This is a genomic window from Nostoc sp. FACHB-110 (assembly GCF_014697425.1).
In the GTDB taxonomy this organism is placed as follows: Bacteria; Cyanobacteriota; Cyanobacteriia; order Cyanobacteriales; family Nostocaceae; genus Nostoc_B.
In genome coordinates, this window is sequence record NZ_JACJRU010000004.1 from 84409 (window position 1) to 100343 (window position 15935).

Annotated in this window: 16 protein-coding genes and 1 riboswitch; of the genes, 13 read left to right on the plus strand and 3 right to left on the minus strand. The window is 41.1% G+C overall.

Annotation, left to right across the window (positions count from 1 at the left end; all coding sequences use genetic code 11):
• Window positions 1-15: 15 nt before the first annotated feature.
• Window positions 16-690 (plus strand): Uma2 family endonuclease, encoded by a 675-nt coding sequence (locus H6G69_RS06085; RefSeq protein ID WP_190683169.1) that lies wholly within the window; start codon window positions 16-18, stop codon window positions 688-690.
• A 6-nt stretch (window positions 691-696) separates the two neighbouring features.
• Here the strand turns inward: H6G69_RS06085 and H6G69_RS06090 are convergent, their stop codons facing one another.
• Window positions 697-1266: a Uma2 family endonuclease gene (locus H6G69_RS06090; protein ID WP_190683171.1), complete on the minus strand. Its 570-nt coding sequence runs from the start codon at window positions 1264-1266 to the stop codon at window positions 697-699.
• A gap of 64 nt (window positions 1267-1330) precedes the next feature.
• Complete coding sequence (cbiE, locus tag H6G69_RS06095; RefSeq protein WP_190683173.1) at window positions 1331-2545, minus strand: precorrin-6y C5,15-methyltransferase (decarboxylating) subunit CbiE; 1215 nt, start codon at window positions 2543-2545, stop codon at window positions 1331-1333.
• A 49-nt stretch (window positions 2546-2594) separates the two neighbouring features.
• Here cbiE and H6G69_RS06100 point away from each other — a divergent pair, with 49 nt between their 5' ends.
• From H6G69_RS06100 to H6G69_RS06140, 9 genes are all read left to right on the plus strand, one after another.
• Window positions 2595-3446: a DUF4351 domain-containing protein gene (locus H6G69_RS06100; RefSeq protein ID WP_190683176.1), complete on the plus strand. Its 852-nt coding sequence runs from the start codon at window positions 2595-2597 to the stop codon at window positions 3444-3446.
• A 141-nt stretch (window positions 3447-3587) separates the two neighbouring features.
• Window positions 3588-3736: riboswitch (cobalamin riboswitch) on the plus strand.
• Complete coding sequence (gene cobG, locus H6G69_RS06105) at window positions 3710-5239, plus strand: precorrin-3B synthase (protein ID WP_190683180.1); 1530 nt, start codon at window positions 3710-3712, stop codon at window positions 5237-5239. (Overlaps the previous riboswitch by 27 nt.)
• A 2-nt stretch (window positions 5240-5241) precedes the next feature.
• Complete coding sequence (locus H6G69_RS06110) at window positions 5242-5868, plus strand: precorrin-8X methylmutase (RefSeq protein ID WP_190683183.1); 627 nt, start codon at window positions 5242-5244, stop codon at window positions 5866-5868.
• A 2-nt stretch (window positions 5869-5870) separates the two neighbouring features.
• Window positions 5871-6575 (plus strand): precorrin-2 C(20)-methyltransferase, encoded by a 705-nt coding sequence (locus tag H6G69_RS06115; protein ID WP_190683186.1) that lies wholly within the window; start codon window positions 5871-5873, stop codon window positions 6573-6575.
• A 230-nt stretch (window positions 6576-6805) separates the two neighbouring features.
• Window positions 6806-7051, plus strand: coding sequence for a FitA-like ribbon-helix-helix domain-containing protein (locus H6G69_RS06120; RefSeq protein ID WP_190683188.1), 246 nt, complete (start codon window positions 6806-6808; stop codon window positions 7049-7051).
• Complete coding sequence (locus tag H6G69_RS06125) at window positions 7051-7467, plus strand: type II toxin-antitoxin system VapC family toxin (RefSeq protein WP_190683193.1); 417 nt, start codon at window positions 7051-7053, stop codon at window positions 7465-7467. The genes H6G69_RS06120 and H6G69_RS06125 overlap by 1 nt, the downstream gene beginning before the upstream one ends.
• A 233-nt stretch (window positions 7468-7700) precedes the next feature.
• The gene (locus H6G69_RS06130) at window positions 7701-8072 is read left to right on the plus strand and encodes a hypothetical protein (RefSeq protein ID WP_190683197.1); all 372 of its coding nucleotides are present in this window, start codon (window positions 7701-7703) and stop codon (window positions 8070-8072) included.
• 186 nt (window positions 8073-8258) lie between these two features.
• A complete protein-coding gene (gene cobJ / locus H6G69_RS06135; protein WP_190683199.1) occupies window positions 8259-9953 on the plus strand; it encodes a precorrin-3B C(17)-methyltransferase in 1695 nt (564 codons plus the stop codon).
• Between the two features lie 405 nt (window positions 9954-10358).
• On the plus strand, window positions 10359-10526 hold the full coding sequence (locus tag H6G69_RS06140; RefSeq protein WP_190683202.1) for a hypothetical protein: 168 nt from the start codon (window positions 10359-10361) through the stop codon (window positions 10524-10526).
• 1080 nt (window positions 10527-11606) lie between these two features.
• Here H6G69_RS06140 and H6G69_RS06145 read toward each other — a convergent pair.
• The gene (locus tag H6G69_RS06145) at window positions 11607-12446 is read right to left on the minus strand and encodes a prephenate/arogenate dehydrogenase (protein ID WP_190683205.1); all 840 of its coding nucleotides are present in this window, start codon (window positions 12444-12446) and stop codon (window positions 11607-11609) included.
• A gap of 118 nt (window positions 12447-12564) precedes the next feature.
• On the opposite strand from H6G69_RS06145, the gene H6G69_RS06150 reads away from it, so the two are divergent.
• From H6G69_RS06150 to H6G69_RS06160, 3 genes are all read left to right on the plus strand, one after another.
• Entirely contained in the window at window positions 12565-14127 is a 1563-nt protein-coding gene (locus H6G69_RS06150) for a pentapeptide repeat-containing protein (protein ID WP_190683729.1), read from the plus strand.
• A gap of 154 nt (window positions 14128-14281) precedes the next feature.
• Window positions 14282-14875: a DUF1517 domain-containing protein gene (locus tag H6G69_RS06155; RefSeq protein WP_190683208.1), complete on the plus strand. Its 594-nt coding sequence runs from the start codon at window positions 14282-14284 to the stop codon at window positions 14873-14875.
• Window positions 14876-14942: 67 nt separating this feature from the next.
• Entirely contained in the window at window positions 14943-15833 is an 891-nt protein-coding gene (locus tag H6G69_RS06160; RefSeq protein WP_190683211.1) for a hypothetical protein, read from the plus strand.
• Window positions 15834-15935 lie beyond the last annotated feature (102 nt).

The following is a 15935-nucleotide window of genomic DNA, read 5'->3' on the forward strand; positions in this document are numbered from 1 at the left end:
TTGAAGGTGGGACAGATGACCCAAACTCCTCAAACTCAGATTTTACCATTGGAAAATGGCGATCGCTTATCTCGCCATGAATTTGAAATCCGCTATGCAGCCAGTCCCCATATCAAAAAAGCAGAATTAATCGAGGGAGTAGTTTACGTGGCATCACCCCTACGTTTTCAACGTCATGCCGAACCACATGGAAAATTAGTGATTTGGTTAGGAAACTACCAAATATCTACACCAGGAGTTAAATTAGGCATTGAGCCAACAATACTGCTAGATCAAGACAATGAACCACAACCGGATGGCGTGTTGTTAATTGATTCAAATTTAGGCGGACAATCGCGTTTAACAGAAGATGATTATATTGAAGGCGCACCAGAGTTAGTCGCAGAAGTCGCTGCCAGCAGTGCCGCCTATGATTTACATGATAAGAAAAAAGCGTATCGTCGCAACGGTGTTCAAGAATATATTGTGTGGCGGATATTAGAAAATAAATTAGATTGGTTCTCTTTAAATGAAAGTGAGTATTTACCTTTAGAACCAGATAGCGATGGTATTATTCGCAGTCGAGTCATGCCTGGATTATGGTTAGCTGTTCCAGCTTTGTTGGCAGGAGATATGGCTAGGGTTTTGGCAGTCTTACAAGATGGATTAAATTCACCAGAACACGCCCAATTTTTGCAACGTTTGTCATAGTTAATGTTATTCAAACGCAACATCTTCGTAAAGTGCTGCCATTGTTCCCTCAAAATCAATACTTTTGAGTTGAAATAATTTTTCTTGGGACTTGTATGTTTGCAAAACCCATAATCCTTCATTATTGCGTCTAAAACATTCTACTCGCTGGCGTTTTGTATTAATCAAAACGTATTCTTGTAAGCTTTCTAGCTCTTGATAATCAGCAAATTTATCACCTCGGTCAAAGGCTTCTGTGGAGTCAGATAAAACTTCAACAATTAAACAGGGAAATCTTTTGTAATTAAGTGTTTCCTGATCCCGTGGGTCGCAAGTAACCATAACATCGGGATAGTAGTATCTATTCAAAGATTCAATTCGCAATTTCATTGCAAGAATATAAACACGGCAATCAGAACCGTGTATATAACTTCGTAATAGTGCGCCAAGATTTCCGGCAATTGTAACGTGAGAATCTATTGAGCAGTCTAACTCATATATACAGCCATTAATATATTCATGTTTAATTGAGCTTGTTTCCTCCATTTGAAGGTATTCTTCTGGAGTAAGGTAGTTGGGTTGAGGGGAAGCAATCATAAGAAGTAAAAAGTTAAAAGGCAAAAGTAAAAAGGAAAAACTTGTAATTAATTTTAATTGCGAATTACGAATTTTTAATTGCTATCCATTGTGTAATAGGAGCCATAGCTTTCCAACCTAAAAATTTGCCAATTGGTTCTGCTCTTTGAATAGCGATGCGAGTAAAATTACCACCTACTTTTTCATACCATTGAAATAAGGTTTGCTCACCTTCTAATGTGACGGCATTCGCAACTAAACGTCCGCCTGGTCTTAATGCTTGCCAACAAATATCAAATAATCCTGCTGCTGTGACTCCACCACCAATAAAGATAGCGTCTGGTGTGGGTAAGTCTGCTAAGGCTGAGGGTGCTTTTCCAGCGATGATTTGCAGATTTGGTGTACCTAAGGCTGCGGCGTTATCGGCAATATATTGTAGTCTAGATGAGTTTTGTTCAATGGCGATCGCCTGACACCTCTGATTCGTCCGCATCCATTCAATTGAAATTGAACCACAACCCGCGCCGACATCCCATAAAAGTTCTCCTGGCAATGGTGCTAGGGTTGATAAAGTAATTGCTCTGACTTCCCGTTTGGTAAGTTGTCCATCGTGATGATAAGCATCATCTGGTAATCCTGGTAATCTGGATAAAGGCGCAACTCCACTATCAGCAATACAATCAACAGCGATGGTATTTAATGCAGCAATTTGGGTTTCATTCCAAGAATTTGCTGTACCCTCTAAAATCCTTTCATGAATCCCACCCATACGTTCCAACACGGTGATTCTACTATTCCCATAACCGCGACTTTTCAGGATTTCAGCAACAATTTTGGGTGTTTCTTTTCCTTCACTTAATATTAGTAACTTGGCTTGAGGATAAATATAAGACTCTATCAGAGAAGGTGGACGGCCGCACAAACTTAAAGTATCAACTTCAGTGAATGACCATCCGAGTCTGGCGCAAGCGAGACTAAAGGCTGAAGGTGCAGGAATAATCGTCATTTCCGAGACAGGAATGCGCCTGGTTAACGTAGCACCAATGCCGTAACACATAGGATCACCACTCGCTAAAATGCAGATTGACTGACCCCGACGATGGATAACTTCTTCAACTGATGTGCTAAAAGGAGAAGTCCAAGCTATTTTTTTTCGCTGGTCATCGCTGGGGAGCATCGCTAAATGGCGATCGCCGCCTACAATAATTTCAGCATAATCTAGTAAAGTACGAGCGATCGCGCTTAATCCTGGTAATCCATCTTCACCGATACCAATAATCGATAGCCATTTTTGTGTCATAGTCAATTTATTATAAAATCATCAATTAAATTCAGTTGTAATTATTAAGATGGCAGAATATGACAACCTATGTAAAATACTTGCAGAAACATATCCCCGGGATTTTATTCGGTGGTTATTAAATCAAGAACCACAAAAAATTGAAATATTAAAAACCGAATTAAGTATCGAACCCATACGCGCTGATTCCGTAACTTTCCTGCAAACAGAAAATCGCATTTTACACATAGAGTTTCAAACCACAACCCAATCGCAACAACCGATTGCTTTACGGATGCTAGATTATTACGTCAGATTAACACGTAAATATCAAGTGCCTGTGACTCAAGTTGTGATTTTCTTGCAAGAAACAACAGATGAAGTCGCTTTTACCGAAGAATATATCAGCGAAGTTACCATCCACCGTTTTCGAGTTATACGGATGTGGGAGCAAGATTCGTCACTATTTCTTGGTAATTTAGGCTTATTGCCTTTCGCACCCTTAACGCGAACCGATTCAGCCCCAACATTGTTATCACAAGTTGCCGAGGAAATTGCTAAAATTTCAGATATTGGAACAAGGCAAAACACGGCTGCTTATACAGAGATTTTAGCAGGATTGAAGTTTGATAAAGATTTGATTCGTCAATTATTGAGCGAGGAGATTATGCAAGAATCCGTAATTTACCAAGATATTTTTCAGAAAGGAGAAAGAAAAGGAGAACAAAAAGGGGAACAAAAGGAAGCCTTTCGTTTCTTACAGCGTCAGTTAAATAGGCGATTTGGCGAAATAGATTCATCAATTATTGAGCGTCTGGGAGTTTTATCTACTGCTCAATTAGAAGAATTGGGAGAAGAGTTTTTAGATTTTGCTGATGTGTCTGATTTAACTGCTTGGCTGGAACAACATATTAGCACTTGAATTAATAGTTAATAAGATGCTATTTCACTAAGTTAATTGAGTGTAAATGCGTGAAAAAACTATTGATTTATTTTTGATTGCTACTAACTCTAATTAACAAAAATTATCGAGTTAATGAAAAATATGAAGCAGTCAAGATTATGACTGGCTCTCATGCTAAATTACTAAAGCTTGGTATTGGGAAACTCCGGTGCGATTCCGGGGCTGTGCCGCAGCTGTAATGTAAAGGCCAAAGAAATTTGCTTTGGACTTTGCGAGTCAGAATGCCAATTCCGAGAGTATACTGTCTACTCCCTGCGTCGCACGGGGAAGGAGTTTTGGTTTTGTTGTCTGTTTCTACACCTTGTCCTGGCTTATTTTATGCTACACCTGCAAAAGATGGCATTTTGTCTCGTATTAGAATACCAGGTGGAATACTCAATAGTAAACAATGTAGGGCGATCGCGTCTATTGCAGATATGTACGGTGGCTATGTAGATGTGACAAATCGTGCTAATCTCCAAATCCGCGAAATTAATCAAGGTATCAATACTGAAGTTCTCCAACAACTGCAAGATTTAGGCTTGGGTTCTCGCAACCCAATGATAGACCATATTCGTAATATCATGACCAGCCCAACGGCAGGTATCGACCCGCAAGAATTAATCGATACGCGTCCTTTTGTTCAGGCTTGGGATGATTATTTAGCAGCACATTCAGAACTTGCAGGACTCTCAGCGAAGTTTAGTGTTTGCTTTGATGGCGGTGGATTAGTTTCGGTATGCGATCGCCTAAATGATATCCTATTTGCTGCCGTCTTAATTGAGAATCATATCTACTTCCGTCTACATCTGGGTTTGGGAGAAAAAAGAAAACCACCCAACGATGTGGGAATTCTTGTTTCACCCGATGAATGCTTATTCGTATTAGCAGCCTTAGCTGATGTTTACCTAGCCCACATTGATACTAGTATTAAACGCAAGCCACGTTTACGAGAAGTAATCAATAATTTGGGTTGTCATCGTTATCTGGAAGAAGTTGAACAGCGTTTACCTTTTGCTGGGAAACGTGATCAAAAACTTGCGGATGTTGTAGAAAAAAAAACAAATTTCTCTCACATTGGCATTCACTCCCAAAGGCAAAAAAATTTATTTTATATTGGCGTTGTATTACCTTTAGGCAGGTTAAAAAGTCAGCAAATACGAGGTTTAGCTGATTTAGCCCAAAAATATGGTAGCGGTACTATTCGACTCACACCTTGGCAAAACTTGTTGATAACTGATATTCCTCAGCAGTGCATTGTTGATGTGCAGAGTGAAATCACAGATTTAGGATTAGATTTCTCAACCAACAATATTAAAAGTGCATTAGTTTCCTGTTCGGGAAAAAGTGGTTGTGCGGCTTCTGCTACAGATACCAAAGCTCACGCCTTAACACTGTCAGACTATATCCAAACTCATGTTAAGCTAGATTCCCCAATTAATATTCACTTTAGCGGTTGTGAAAAATCCTGCGCCCAGCATCATCACAGTGACATCGCCTTAGTAGGTGTAAGCGATCGCAATTTAGAAAGTTATCACATTTACGTTGGTGATGGTAATAGTGATGAAAAATTCGGTCGCCAACTCTATCAAAATGTAACTTTCGAGGAAGTGCCAACGTTAATAGAAACAATGCTCAAAGTATATAAAAGTTACCGATGTCATCCGGAAGAATCCTTTGGACAATTCACCAATAGATATACAATTTCTCAGTTAAAACAATTATTTTTTCAACCTCTTAATCATCTGCGTTTTTCTGCTGTTTGTAATTAAAAATGCCCGAATATATCCGCAACGCCAACGAAATCTACCGTAATTCCTTTGCTATTATCCGTTCAGAAGCGAACTTAGATATACTGCCAGCAGATATAGCTAAAGTTGCTGTACGCCTCATTCATGCCTGTGGAATGACGGATATTGTCACCGACTTGGGATATTCACCCACCGCCGCACAAGCCGGAAGAACAGCATTAGCAGCAGGCGCGCCAATTTTATGTGATTGTCGGATGGTGGCTGATGGAGTGACTAGGCGACGACTTCCAGCCAATAACGAAGTGATTTGTACGCTAAATGAACCAGAAGTGCCAGAACTGGCGCAAAAATTGGGTAATACGCGGTCTGCTGCTGCCTTGGAATTGTGGAAACCGCACCTAGCAGGGGCAGTTGTCGCCATTGGTAATGCGCCCACCGCCTTATTCAGGTTGCTAGAAATGCTAGACGAGGGTGCGCCTAAACCTGCATTAATCTTGGGCTTTCCCGTGGGGTTTGTGGGTGCAGCCGAGTCCAAAGCCGCATTAGCAGAAGATAGCAGAAATGTGCCTTTTATAACATTACATGGTCGGCGGGGTGGAAGTGCGATCGCCGCAGCCGCAGTTAACGCCTTGGCAACGGAGGAAGAATAATTATGACAACCAAAGGCCGTCTTTATGGAGTTGGTGTCGGGCCAGGCGACCCGGAACTGTTGACAATCAAAGCATTGCGGTTAATTCAGGCTGCACCTGTGATTGCCTATCAATCAGCCACAGATAAAGAGAGTATAGCGCGAGCGATCGCTTCTCCATATTTCACAGGCAAACAAATCGAAGTCGCCTATCACCTCCCCCGCGCCTTAGAACCAGAAAAAGCCAAGGAAATTTACGACAAAGAAGTAGAACCAATTGCCCAACACCTCGCCGCCGGACGCGATGTAGTAGTGCTGTGTGAAGGCGACCCGTTTTTTTTCGGTTCATTTATGTATGTATTCACACGCTTATCTGAACAGTATCAAACCGAAGTTGTCCCCGGTGTTTCATCACTGATGGCTTGTCCGGTAGCTTTAGGTGTTCCCTTCACCTACTACAACGATATTATGACTGTTCTCCCCGCCCCACTCCCCGCCGAAGACCTGATTACGCAATTACTCACAACCGACGCAGCCGCAATTATGAAACTCGGTCGTCATTTTAAAAAAGTCCGCGATATTTTGCATCAATTAGGATTAGCATCACGGGCATTGTATATTGAACGGGCAACAATGGCACAGCAGAGAATTGTCCCTTTAGATGAAGTTGATCCGGCTGAAGTACCTTATTTTGCCATGATTGTTATACCTAGTAAAAATCGGTTGTAGACCAATACGGTTCAGTTAGTAATCTTTTTCTTTCTCTTCGTTTCCTTTGTGTCCTACCCTCCGGGAAGCCACTTCGTATCTATGTGTCCTTTGCGGTTCGTTAAAAACAATTGATTTTAACCAAGAGTTTGAGCCTTAACTGAACTGTATTAGTCTATAGTCGCCTGAGATTTTAAACTAAAATATAATTAATAATTATATTACACAAATTACCGTCTAATTCGCTCACTATGACAAACATTACCATTTTTAATATTGACGACAATATGAAAAACATCTTGCAAGACCGAGCTAAAAAAAATGGACGTTCTCTAGAAGAAGAAGTCAAAGAAATTCTCCATCAAGTTTTAATAGAAAATCAAACACCGCCTATAAATATTGTAAATTTGATAGACAAACGCTTTGCTCACTTAGGCGATTTTGAACTAGGAGAAATAAAGAGAGAACCTATACGTCCTGCACCTACTTTTGAATAATGATTGTTCTTGATACTAATGTATTGTCAGAGTTAATCAAACCCCAAGGGTCTACAGTAGTTCGTAATTGGGCTGCTCAACAACCTATAACAAGTTTGTTTATTACAACAATTACACAAGCCGAAATACTCTATGGCATTGCAATTTTACCAGAAGGAAAGCGGAAATATGAACTATATCAAGCCGCTACTTTGATGTTTGCAGAAGACTTTGTAGGACGTATCTTGACCTTTGATGAATCTGCTGCTGTAGCTTTTGCTAATATTTCAGCCCAAAGACGAGCCAATGGAACTCCCATATCTCAGGCTGATGCTCAAATTGCTGCTATTTGTTATTCGCATAACGCAGCTATAGCAACTCGTAATGTTGCTGATTTTGTAGACTGCGGAATTTTTATTATTAATCCTTGGGAATAGAATTTTTTATCAAAACAGTTTAATTCAACCTTGACTTTGTATAACAGTTAAAAATTTCATTTTTTATCCAGTTAGTATAACTATGAGCTTCGTATCATCAAAATGAATTTGTATAACTGAATTATGTAAGAGGTATTCTGCTTTTTCAAACATCTTGTTGCGAGATGTCAACTTAATCTTGTAAACGCTACATTAAAAGTAGCTGAACGAGATAAGTTTGTGAGGCTCAAACAATGAAAAATATTACCGCATTGAGTCTAATCACCTTAGCTACTATTACTGGGCTTTTAGTTAACAGTCAATCTGCCCAAGCTCATCGGCGTTACTATCGCCATTATCCATATTCTAGGCTGTCATTATATGACTGTTATCCAATTACTCAGTGGGCAGTTGATGAAGACCCTGCTTATCATCCCCAGGCTTATGCTGATGGCTATCGTCAAGGACGAGAACAAGCTAAAAGAGGAAATTCATACAAGCCACGCACTGCTGGCGGAGAATTTAGCCGTGGTTTTGATGATGGTTATTATGGCAGAGAATTTGCCGGACAGAAACATATTGTTCCCAATGAAATTACACCATACACTACTACACAGTGCGATTAGTTTTGATTGTTGTGTTGTTAGTTAAATTCAGATGCAAGCAAGTCGAAAACTTGTATACGATTTAAAGATTTGGCTAGGGTTCAGTGCCTAATAAAGTAAAAATATGTGTGTTTAAGTGGGTACATTTATGCTTTGATTTGAAAGATATCACTTTTACGCAATATCTATTCAATTTCAAGAAATCTCATGATAAAGGTTGCGCCTGCTGTTATAATTTTGGGTCAAAATAGTGTGGTAATAGCTCGCAAAATGATGAGCGTCTTGCCAGGGGCAACATTATATGGTTTAGCAGGTCGCACATCTGGGGTTGATGTTAGTTTCACGAATTTTGGTGAAACTTTGCGCGAGTTATTTGCTGCGGGAACACCGTTAATTGGTATTTGTGCGGCGGGTATTTTGATTAGAACCTTAGCACCTCTGATTTCTGATAAGCGTCAAGAACCGCCAGTGTTAGCTGTGGCTGAGGATGGTAGTGCTGTAGTTCCCCTTTTAGGTGGGTTGAGTGGGGTTAATGATTTAGCACGCCGCATTGCTGAGGTACTGGATGTGCAACCAGCAATTACAACTACAGGCGATATCCGTTTCCGCACGGCGTTGTTATCGCCTCCGCCTGGATATTATTTAGCAAACCCAGATGATGCAAAAACTTTTATTTCGGATTTGTTAGCGGGGGCGCAGGTTAAGTTGGAGGGAACTGCGCCGTGGTTAACTAATAGTCAATTGCCTATGGATGCAAATGGAGATGTGACAATTAGAGTTACAGAAAGTTTAATTAGTCCTACTGCTAATTGTCTAGTTTACCATCCTAAAACTATTGCGATCGCCATTACTAACCCCTCCGTCACTTTAACTTCAGTACAGCAACTACTCACAGATGCCGAACTTGCACCCGCATCTGTAGCTGGAATATTTGCACCCCTTTCCATCGCTGCTAGTTCAGTAATTCAATCTGTGGCTGATGCTTTTGGCGTAACTGCCCGCTTTTTTAACGAAACTCAGCTTAAAAGCGCACAAGCCATTGCTCTGGCTGCGACAGGCTTATCTGGTAAACTGATTGTTAATACTTCTGAAATAGCAATTGCGATCGCACCTGATCCAATTGATCCCAACACTATCGGTCAGTCACGCGGTAGGTTAGCAATTATTGGCACTGGCCCTGGCGCATCACAGTGGATGTCTCCAGAAGTTAAGGAAATTCTCAAGTCTGCTACAGATTTAGTAGGTTACAAAACTTATCTCGATTTAGTTGGTTCTTTAACAGAGGGTAAGCAACGCCATGAGTCTGATAACCGCGAAGAAATTGCACGGGCAACAATGGCACTAGATTTGGCAGCCACAGGCAAATATGTAGCTGTGGTATCTTCTGGTGATCCTGGGATATATGCAATGGCGGCGGCAGTGTTTGAAGTCCTGGATAGGTATGCCAAACCGGAATGGGACAGTGTAGAAATTCACGTTGCGCCAGGTATCTCGGCAATGCAAGCGGCGGCGGCGGCAATTGGCGCACCTTTGGGGCATGACTTTTGTACGATTTCACTGTCGGATATTTTGAAGCCTTGGTCAATTATTGAACAACGAATTGCGGCGGCGGCACAAGCGGATTTTGCGATCGCATTTTACAATCCTGTTTCTAAAGAACGTACATGGCAACTCGCCGCCACTAAAGATATTTTGTTACGTTACCGCACACCAGAGACTCCGGTAGTGTTGGGTAGGAATCTTGGTAGACCGGGACAAACAGTTAAGGTAATTTCTCTGGAAGAGTTAACGCCAGATGTAGCTGATATGAGGACTGTGATTATAGTTGGTTCTAGTCAAACGAGAATGATTAAACGTAACGATGGGAGTATCTCGGTTTATACGCCTCGTCGGTATAGTTAAGTTTTTAAACGCAGAGTAACGCTGAGTTAGCGCAAAGTAACGCTGAGTATTTCTAGAGAATCTCTATTTTCAGAAAATTTCTCAATGATTATTTGGTGTAGAACGCTTTTCTGTTGCGACAACCAGCAGCAGAGGTATTGAAAGAAACTAAAATAGGAGCATTAGCAATTGGTCATTACCGTAGCGAAGTCTAAAGCGGTAATTGTGATACCAAATTTGGGGATTATCAAGCTGTAGTTTTGAAGTGTAATTGCGCTTCGCAGTGTCAAAGGCAATCCCATCTTTTCAACCTCACATTTTGATAGGTTGAAAACTCAATATCAAGCTAGGGAAAAAGTCGAGCCTATTTTCTAAACTGTGAATATCAAAAGTTAATTCCCATTTACGTTAAATGGAGATGAAATTATGCCATTCAGTATTGCTTTTTTCCCAGTCGGTGGTGCTATAGCTCTACTTGGTGCTACTAACCCTATTACATGGGTTGTAATTGGTGGAGCAGCTGCGATTTATGCAGCCTCAGAAGTAAATAAGGCAGTAGAAGAACGTAAGAAATCTAAAAACAAAGATTCCTAACAATTCAACAAAGATTTAGTTGTGTGACCTGTGCCATAGCGATGTAAATCACATCTAAATTAACGGTTCAAGAATTTTCCACTTTCTATCTGTTAAATCAGTATCTTATGGTTTTCGGTTCGTATATTCACTCTAGTGTATGAGCTAAAATTGATACTTGTCAGACAGGAATAGAAAATTTGAACTATTAAAAGTGAAAGGAAGTTTCATTTTTATTATTCTCGTGGAAAAAATTTTCTATGATGTTTTTTACATCGTCTTACTTTCATTACTAAAAAGATTAACTAACCTGATGTTCGTCAAATTGATTTTGTAATTTAGGAGATAAAACAAATGTCTTTTGGTGTTTTCTATCAGTTGATGCGTGGTCTTAAAATATCTACAGAAGCATTTTCTGATTATAGGAGAAAATCAAAAAAATGTCCTAAGTGTGATAGTAGTAACGTAACAACCAATAGTATTGGTACACGTTCATGTAATCAGTGTGGGCATTTTTGGATTTAACTATAATTACGGTAACGAAAAGTGCAATTTTTACATTACTCTGATATCTAACATTTTTCAGAGTTGATTGTTTTGTAAGTGGCTTTCCAAAATGAAAGTCACTTTCTTTTTGCATTTGGCTAAAGTCTTAGAGGTTGTTTGAAAAGTCTAATTTATTACTTGTCTTGGCGATTAGAAATCGCGCGCCATTGAGGGAGTCGGGGAACCCGCCCAACGCAATGGCTTGGCTACACAGACAAAACCCCTGACGCTCCTGCGTCGCTAAAGCTGCGCTAACGGGTTCGCCAGTCGCCTGCGGAGGGAAACCCTACCAAGAGCGCTGGTCTCACCACCTGCGTGGGTTCAAAACCATTGATTTTTCATTAGTCCGCGCAGGTGGTCACTGAGCTTGTCGAAGTGCGGACTTTGTTTGTGTAGCCGCGATTTCTAATCGACCAAAACTTTTAAAACATCCTCTTAATGAAGTTTTTTACGTCTACAAAATTAGATTAGAAAACAACTTACATTTCCTAGTAACTAGGATTGCCAAATATTATTATCTAGTCTTAAATCAAATTAATAAATTTACGAATTTTACTACTCAATAAACAAAGGTCTTTCTTGATGTGTAGACAGCAACTTAGCTTCTAAAATCGTCCAATCTTCCTGTTCAATTAAGTTAATTAATTCATCAAGATTTTGACGATATTTTTGCAACGAACCTAACAATGCTTGGCGATTATAACGTGCCATCATTACTCCTAATTCAGGATTGCCGCCACCAACCCGGCTGGTGTCTCGAAAACCAGAACTAGCTAGATTTTGTGCCAACTGCAAAACTTCGGGGTCAGTTTCACCCATACAAGCCGCAATTAATGAAGCACTCACCATAACTGGTAAATGAGAAATCCAACTGACAGCGAGGTCATGTTGTTCTGGTTGACAGTGGTAAATTTTCGCGCCAAGCGATCGCACAATCTCTTCTAAAATAGCGATCGCATCTAGTGGTGTAGTGGCATCTGGTGTAATTACATACGGTCTATCGACAAATAAATTCTTTTGTGCCGCTTCTATGCCACTATCGGCTGTTCCTGCCATTGGATGACCACCGACAAACCTTTCCCACAGTGGCGAAATCGCCTTGACTATCGGTGCTTTCACGGAACCCACATCAGTAATAATCGTTGCGGTATTTAGATGTGTAATTAACTGTTCAACTTGGGGAACAATAAGGGCGATAGGCGTACAAATAAAGATAATGTCTGCGGCTGCTAACAAACTCATCTCCACGGATGCCTCATCCACACTGCCAAGGGCTACGGCTGTTTGACAGGTAGATTCACGGCGACTGACTCCTAAAACATGATGACCTTGCGATCGCAAATCATAACCCAAAGAACCGCCTATTAATCCCAAACCTAAAATCCCAATATTCATAATTGACATTTGATTTTTTATGTACATTTTAGGGTCTAGAAACTTTTAAGAGTCAAGTATGAAGCATGAAACACTTCATACTTCATACTTCATACTTCATACTTTATGGGTAGCATCAATGACTGTAGAGGAATTACTCGAACAATACGCAGCCGGGATTACAGATTTTAGCGGTATCGAACTTTGCGAAGCGAACCTAAGTGGTGTCAAACTCAGTGGAGTCAATCTTAGCGAAGCTAATTTGAGTGTGGTAAACCTGAGTGGGGCAAATCTCAGTGAATCCAATTTGAGCCATGCTAAGTTGAATGTCGCTCGTCTCAGTGGTGTGAACTTTGCCGGGACAATCATGAATTATGCCAGCCTGAATGTGGCAAACTTGATTCGTGCTGACCTCAGCCGCGCCCAACTGCGGGGTGCTTCTCTAGTCCGGACTGAGTTAATTCGCGCCGAATTAAGTCGGGCTGATTTATTTGAAGCTAATCTAAGTAATGCTGATTTACGCGAAGCCACACTCCGCAAAGCAAATCTACGGCGCGCTAACTTACACGAAACCATTTTAAAAGGTTGTTCCTTGGCTGGGGCAAACTTAGAAATGGCGAACTTAAACGCCGCCGATTTGCATCGTGCTGACCTCAGTGGTGCTAACTTACGTGATGCTGAACTGAAACAGGCAAATTTGACCCATACAAATCTGAGCGGTGCAGACTTAAGCGGGGCAAATCTCCGTTGGGCTGATTTAAGCGGGGCAAATTTGAGTTGGGCTGATTTAAGTGGCGCAAAATTGAGTGGTGCGAACTTGATGGGAGCCAATTTAAGCAATGCTAATTTAACGAATACAAGTTTTGTTCATGCTAATTTAACTGAAGCATCATTAATTAGAGCCGAATGGATTGGTGCTGATTTAACAGGCGCAACATTAACAGGGGCAAAACTGCATTCGGCTTCGCGGTTTGGGTTAAAAACCGAAGGGATGATTTGTGAATGGGTTGATCTTAGTCCAAAAGGCGATCGCTCGATCATCCAAAAATTTGAAGCCGATGACCCAGGCGACTTTTTTAACGAAACGCCCCCAACCATTCGCATTATCGTTGATGCAGCCTTAGAACCAGAAGCGAACTTTGCCCTGGCTGGGGCTTATTTCCACGTTGCTCAAGAATATAAAATCCTCAAGCAACCACCCAGCATGGAAATTGGTCGTCGCCGCACTGTGTTTACATTCCGCGTAGATAGCGACGAAGCTTTATTGCCAACCGCCTGTATTGCCATTCTCCCCTTTAGAGATGCTACCAGTACGCAAAAAAGTATTTATCAAGTGGTAGAAATTCTCAATCAAGAAAATATATCCAACCTAGGGACAAAAATACCCCATCGGGTGAAGCAATTAACCGAGGCGATCGAACAAGCTATTAGTCAGGCTCAGACTATTAGGCAAATGAAGAAAAATCTAGAGTTAGCAGCAAAAATCAACTTTTTTAGAGCGCCTAGCCAGACAATCTTAACTAATTCCAGCGGCCAGACATTGACAGTATACGATAACCCCAACTTTGGCAAAAAATTTATTAACCCCTCCCAACTAGATGCAGCCTTCTTAGCTGATAAATCCAGTGAAGCAGCAACAATTACACCACTTTCATTAAATATAGTTGTAGATTTTCTCAAAAGCTTTCACTATATCAGTTAAGACTTACGTAGAAAGCTGGTCTCTTGAGACAGGCTGTCAGGATTTTATCTACCTACACCCTTAAACCCGCTTTCAACAGACCATCTTTGTGCGTAAGTCCTGATGAATCAGCAAATCAAGAATCTTACCAGAAGCGAATTTTTGGAGGTAGCAAATGCGTGATACCTTTAACAGAATGGTCGGACGGACTCGTTATGTAGTTTGTCGGTTATTTCTCCACTTAGGCGGGTCAGATGTTGCACCTATTTTAGGCGTATTAAATCGTGCTGCGAGGGAAGCCATTGACGCTGAAGGCGACTTGCAGGTTTTAGGAGAAGTATTAGTCGACCTCAGCGAAACCTTGTTGCGATATGATCAAGATTGGATGTCTGCTGCCAACGAAGGCAACGTATTTTGGAGTGAAGGCGAAGCTGGTGATTACGTCAATGAGTTATTTACAGACTCAGCCGAAAGATACGGCGCGGATATTGATTGGGAGTCTCCTTCTGACTTTGATGCACCCTTATCATTACCAGCGACACGCAACGTCGTAGTGATGATTACCGTAGCCTATGAAGGTGAAGTTCCCGAGTTAGAAACAGACCTAGCAAATATTCGAGCGTTAAAAGAAGGTTTAAGAGCTTTAATTAACTTGCACCATAAAAACAAACTTCTAGCCATTCAAGTACATTTTTCACCAGCCCAGTTAGGTGATGAACTTACCAACGATGAGCTTTTGCAATATTATCCAGAACTGATACCTTTGTAACTTGTTGGGTTGTCCGCACACCAACCATTTTTGAAGTTGTTAAGCTCGGAGATAAGACAATACTGCAATGATCATGACCATATTACGTAAATTTACAGTTGTTGTTTTAGCATTGAGTTTGTGTATAACAACTGTTGCCTGCGGCGGTGGAGAGCAAACTACTTCCACAGGCCAGAATGTTAGCCAAACTTCTACTGCCACCAAATTAAGTGATGGTCAGTATCAAATACAACAAGCAACCTATGATGATGGCACTGGGGAATACAAACTGTTTTTACTCAACAGCAACCCCCCAACCTTTACAACCGAAAATTTACAAATGGCGCGGCTGACCGATGAAGAAATCAAAGAAGGTAAGAAATCTTATCTCAAGGTAGAAAAAGGACAGCCAGCTTTATACCTGACCGAAGACTTTAAAATTGAGTACGTCCACAACGTGACTCAAACTCAAACTAATTCTCAAACAGGAAAACAAGAAACGGTTGTAGTTCGCCAAGAAAACAGCTTTTGGTCGCCCTTTGCGGGTTCTTTAGCTGGTAGTATCGCAGGTCAAGCAATTGGGAATATGTTGTTTAGACCTCAATATTATGTACCACCTGTTTATCAACCTGGTGGTGCGCTAACTGGTTTTGGTGGTTATGGTTCTAGCTATGACCAAGCAGTTAGCAGTTACCGCAGCCGTTATAACGCACCACCCGCAGCTGTCAGAAATCGTACAGCTTTCCGCACCACAGGCACTATTAGAAACACATATCCTAGTGATAGTGGTTCTACTGTCCGTACTACCACTCCTCCTCGCAGAAATACAGTTAACCGTCCTAGCGGTTCTGGCTTTGGTTCTAGTCAACTTAGACCATCTGGTAGGTCTAGTACCACCCGACGTAATTCCGGTAGTAGTTTTGGTAGTGGTGGCCGCAGTCCCAGCCGTAGCGGTGGTTTCGGTAGCAGACGACGTTAATCTAGTTTGATTTTCAATAATTAATCAAGGGGCAAATTTATGCCCCTTGATTTTTGAGAAAAGTAGGTTGGGTGGAGCGATAGCGTAACCCAACAAAGTATG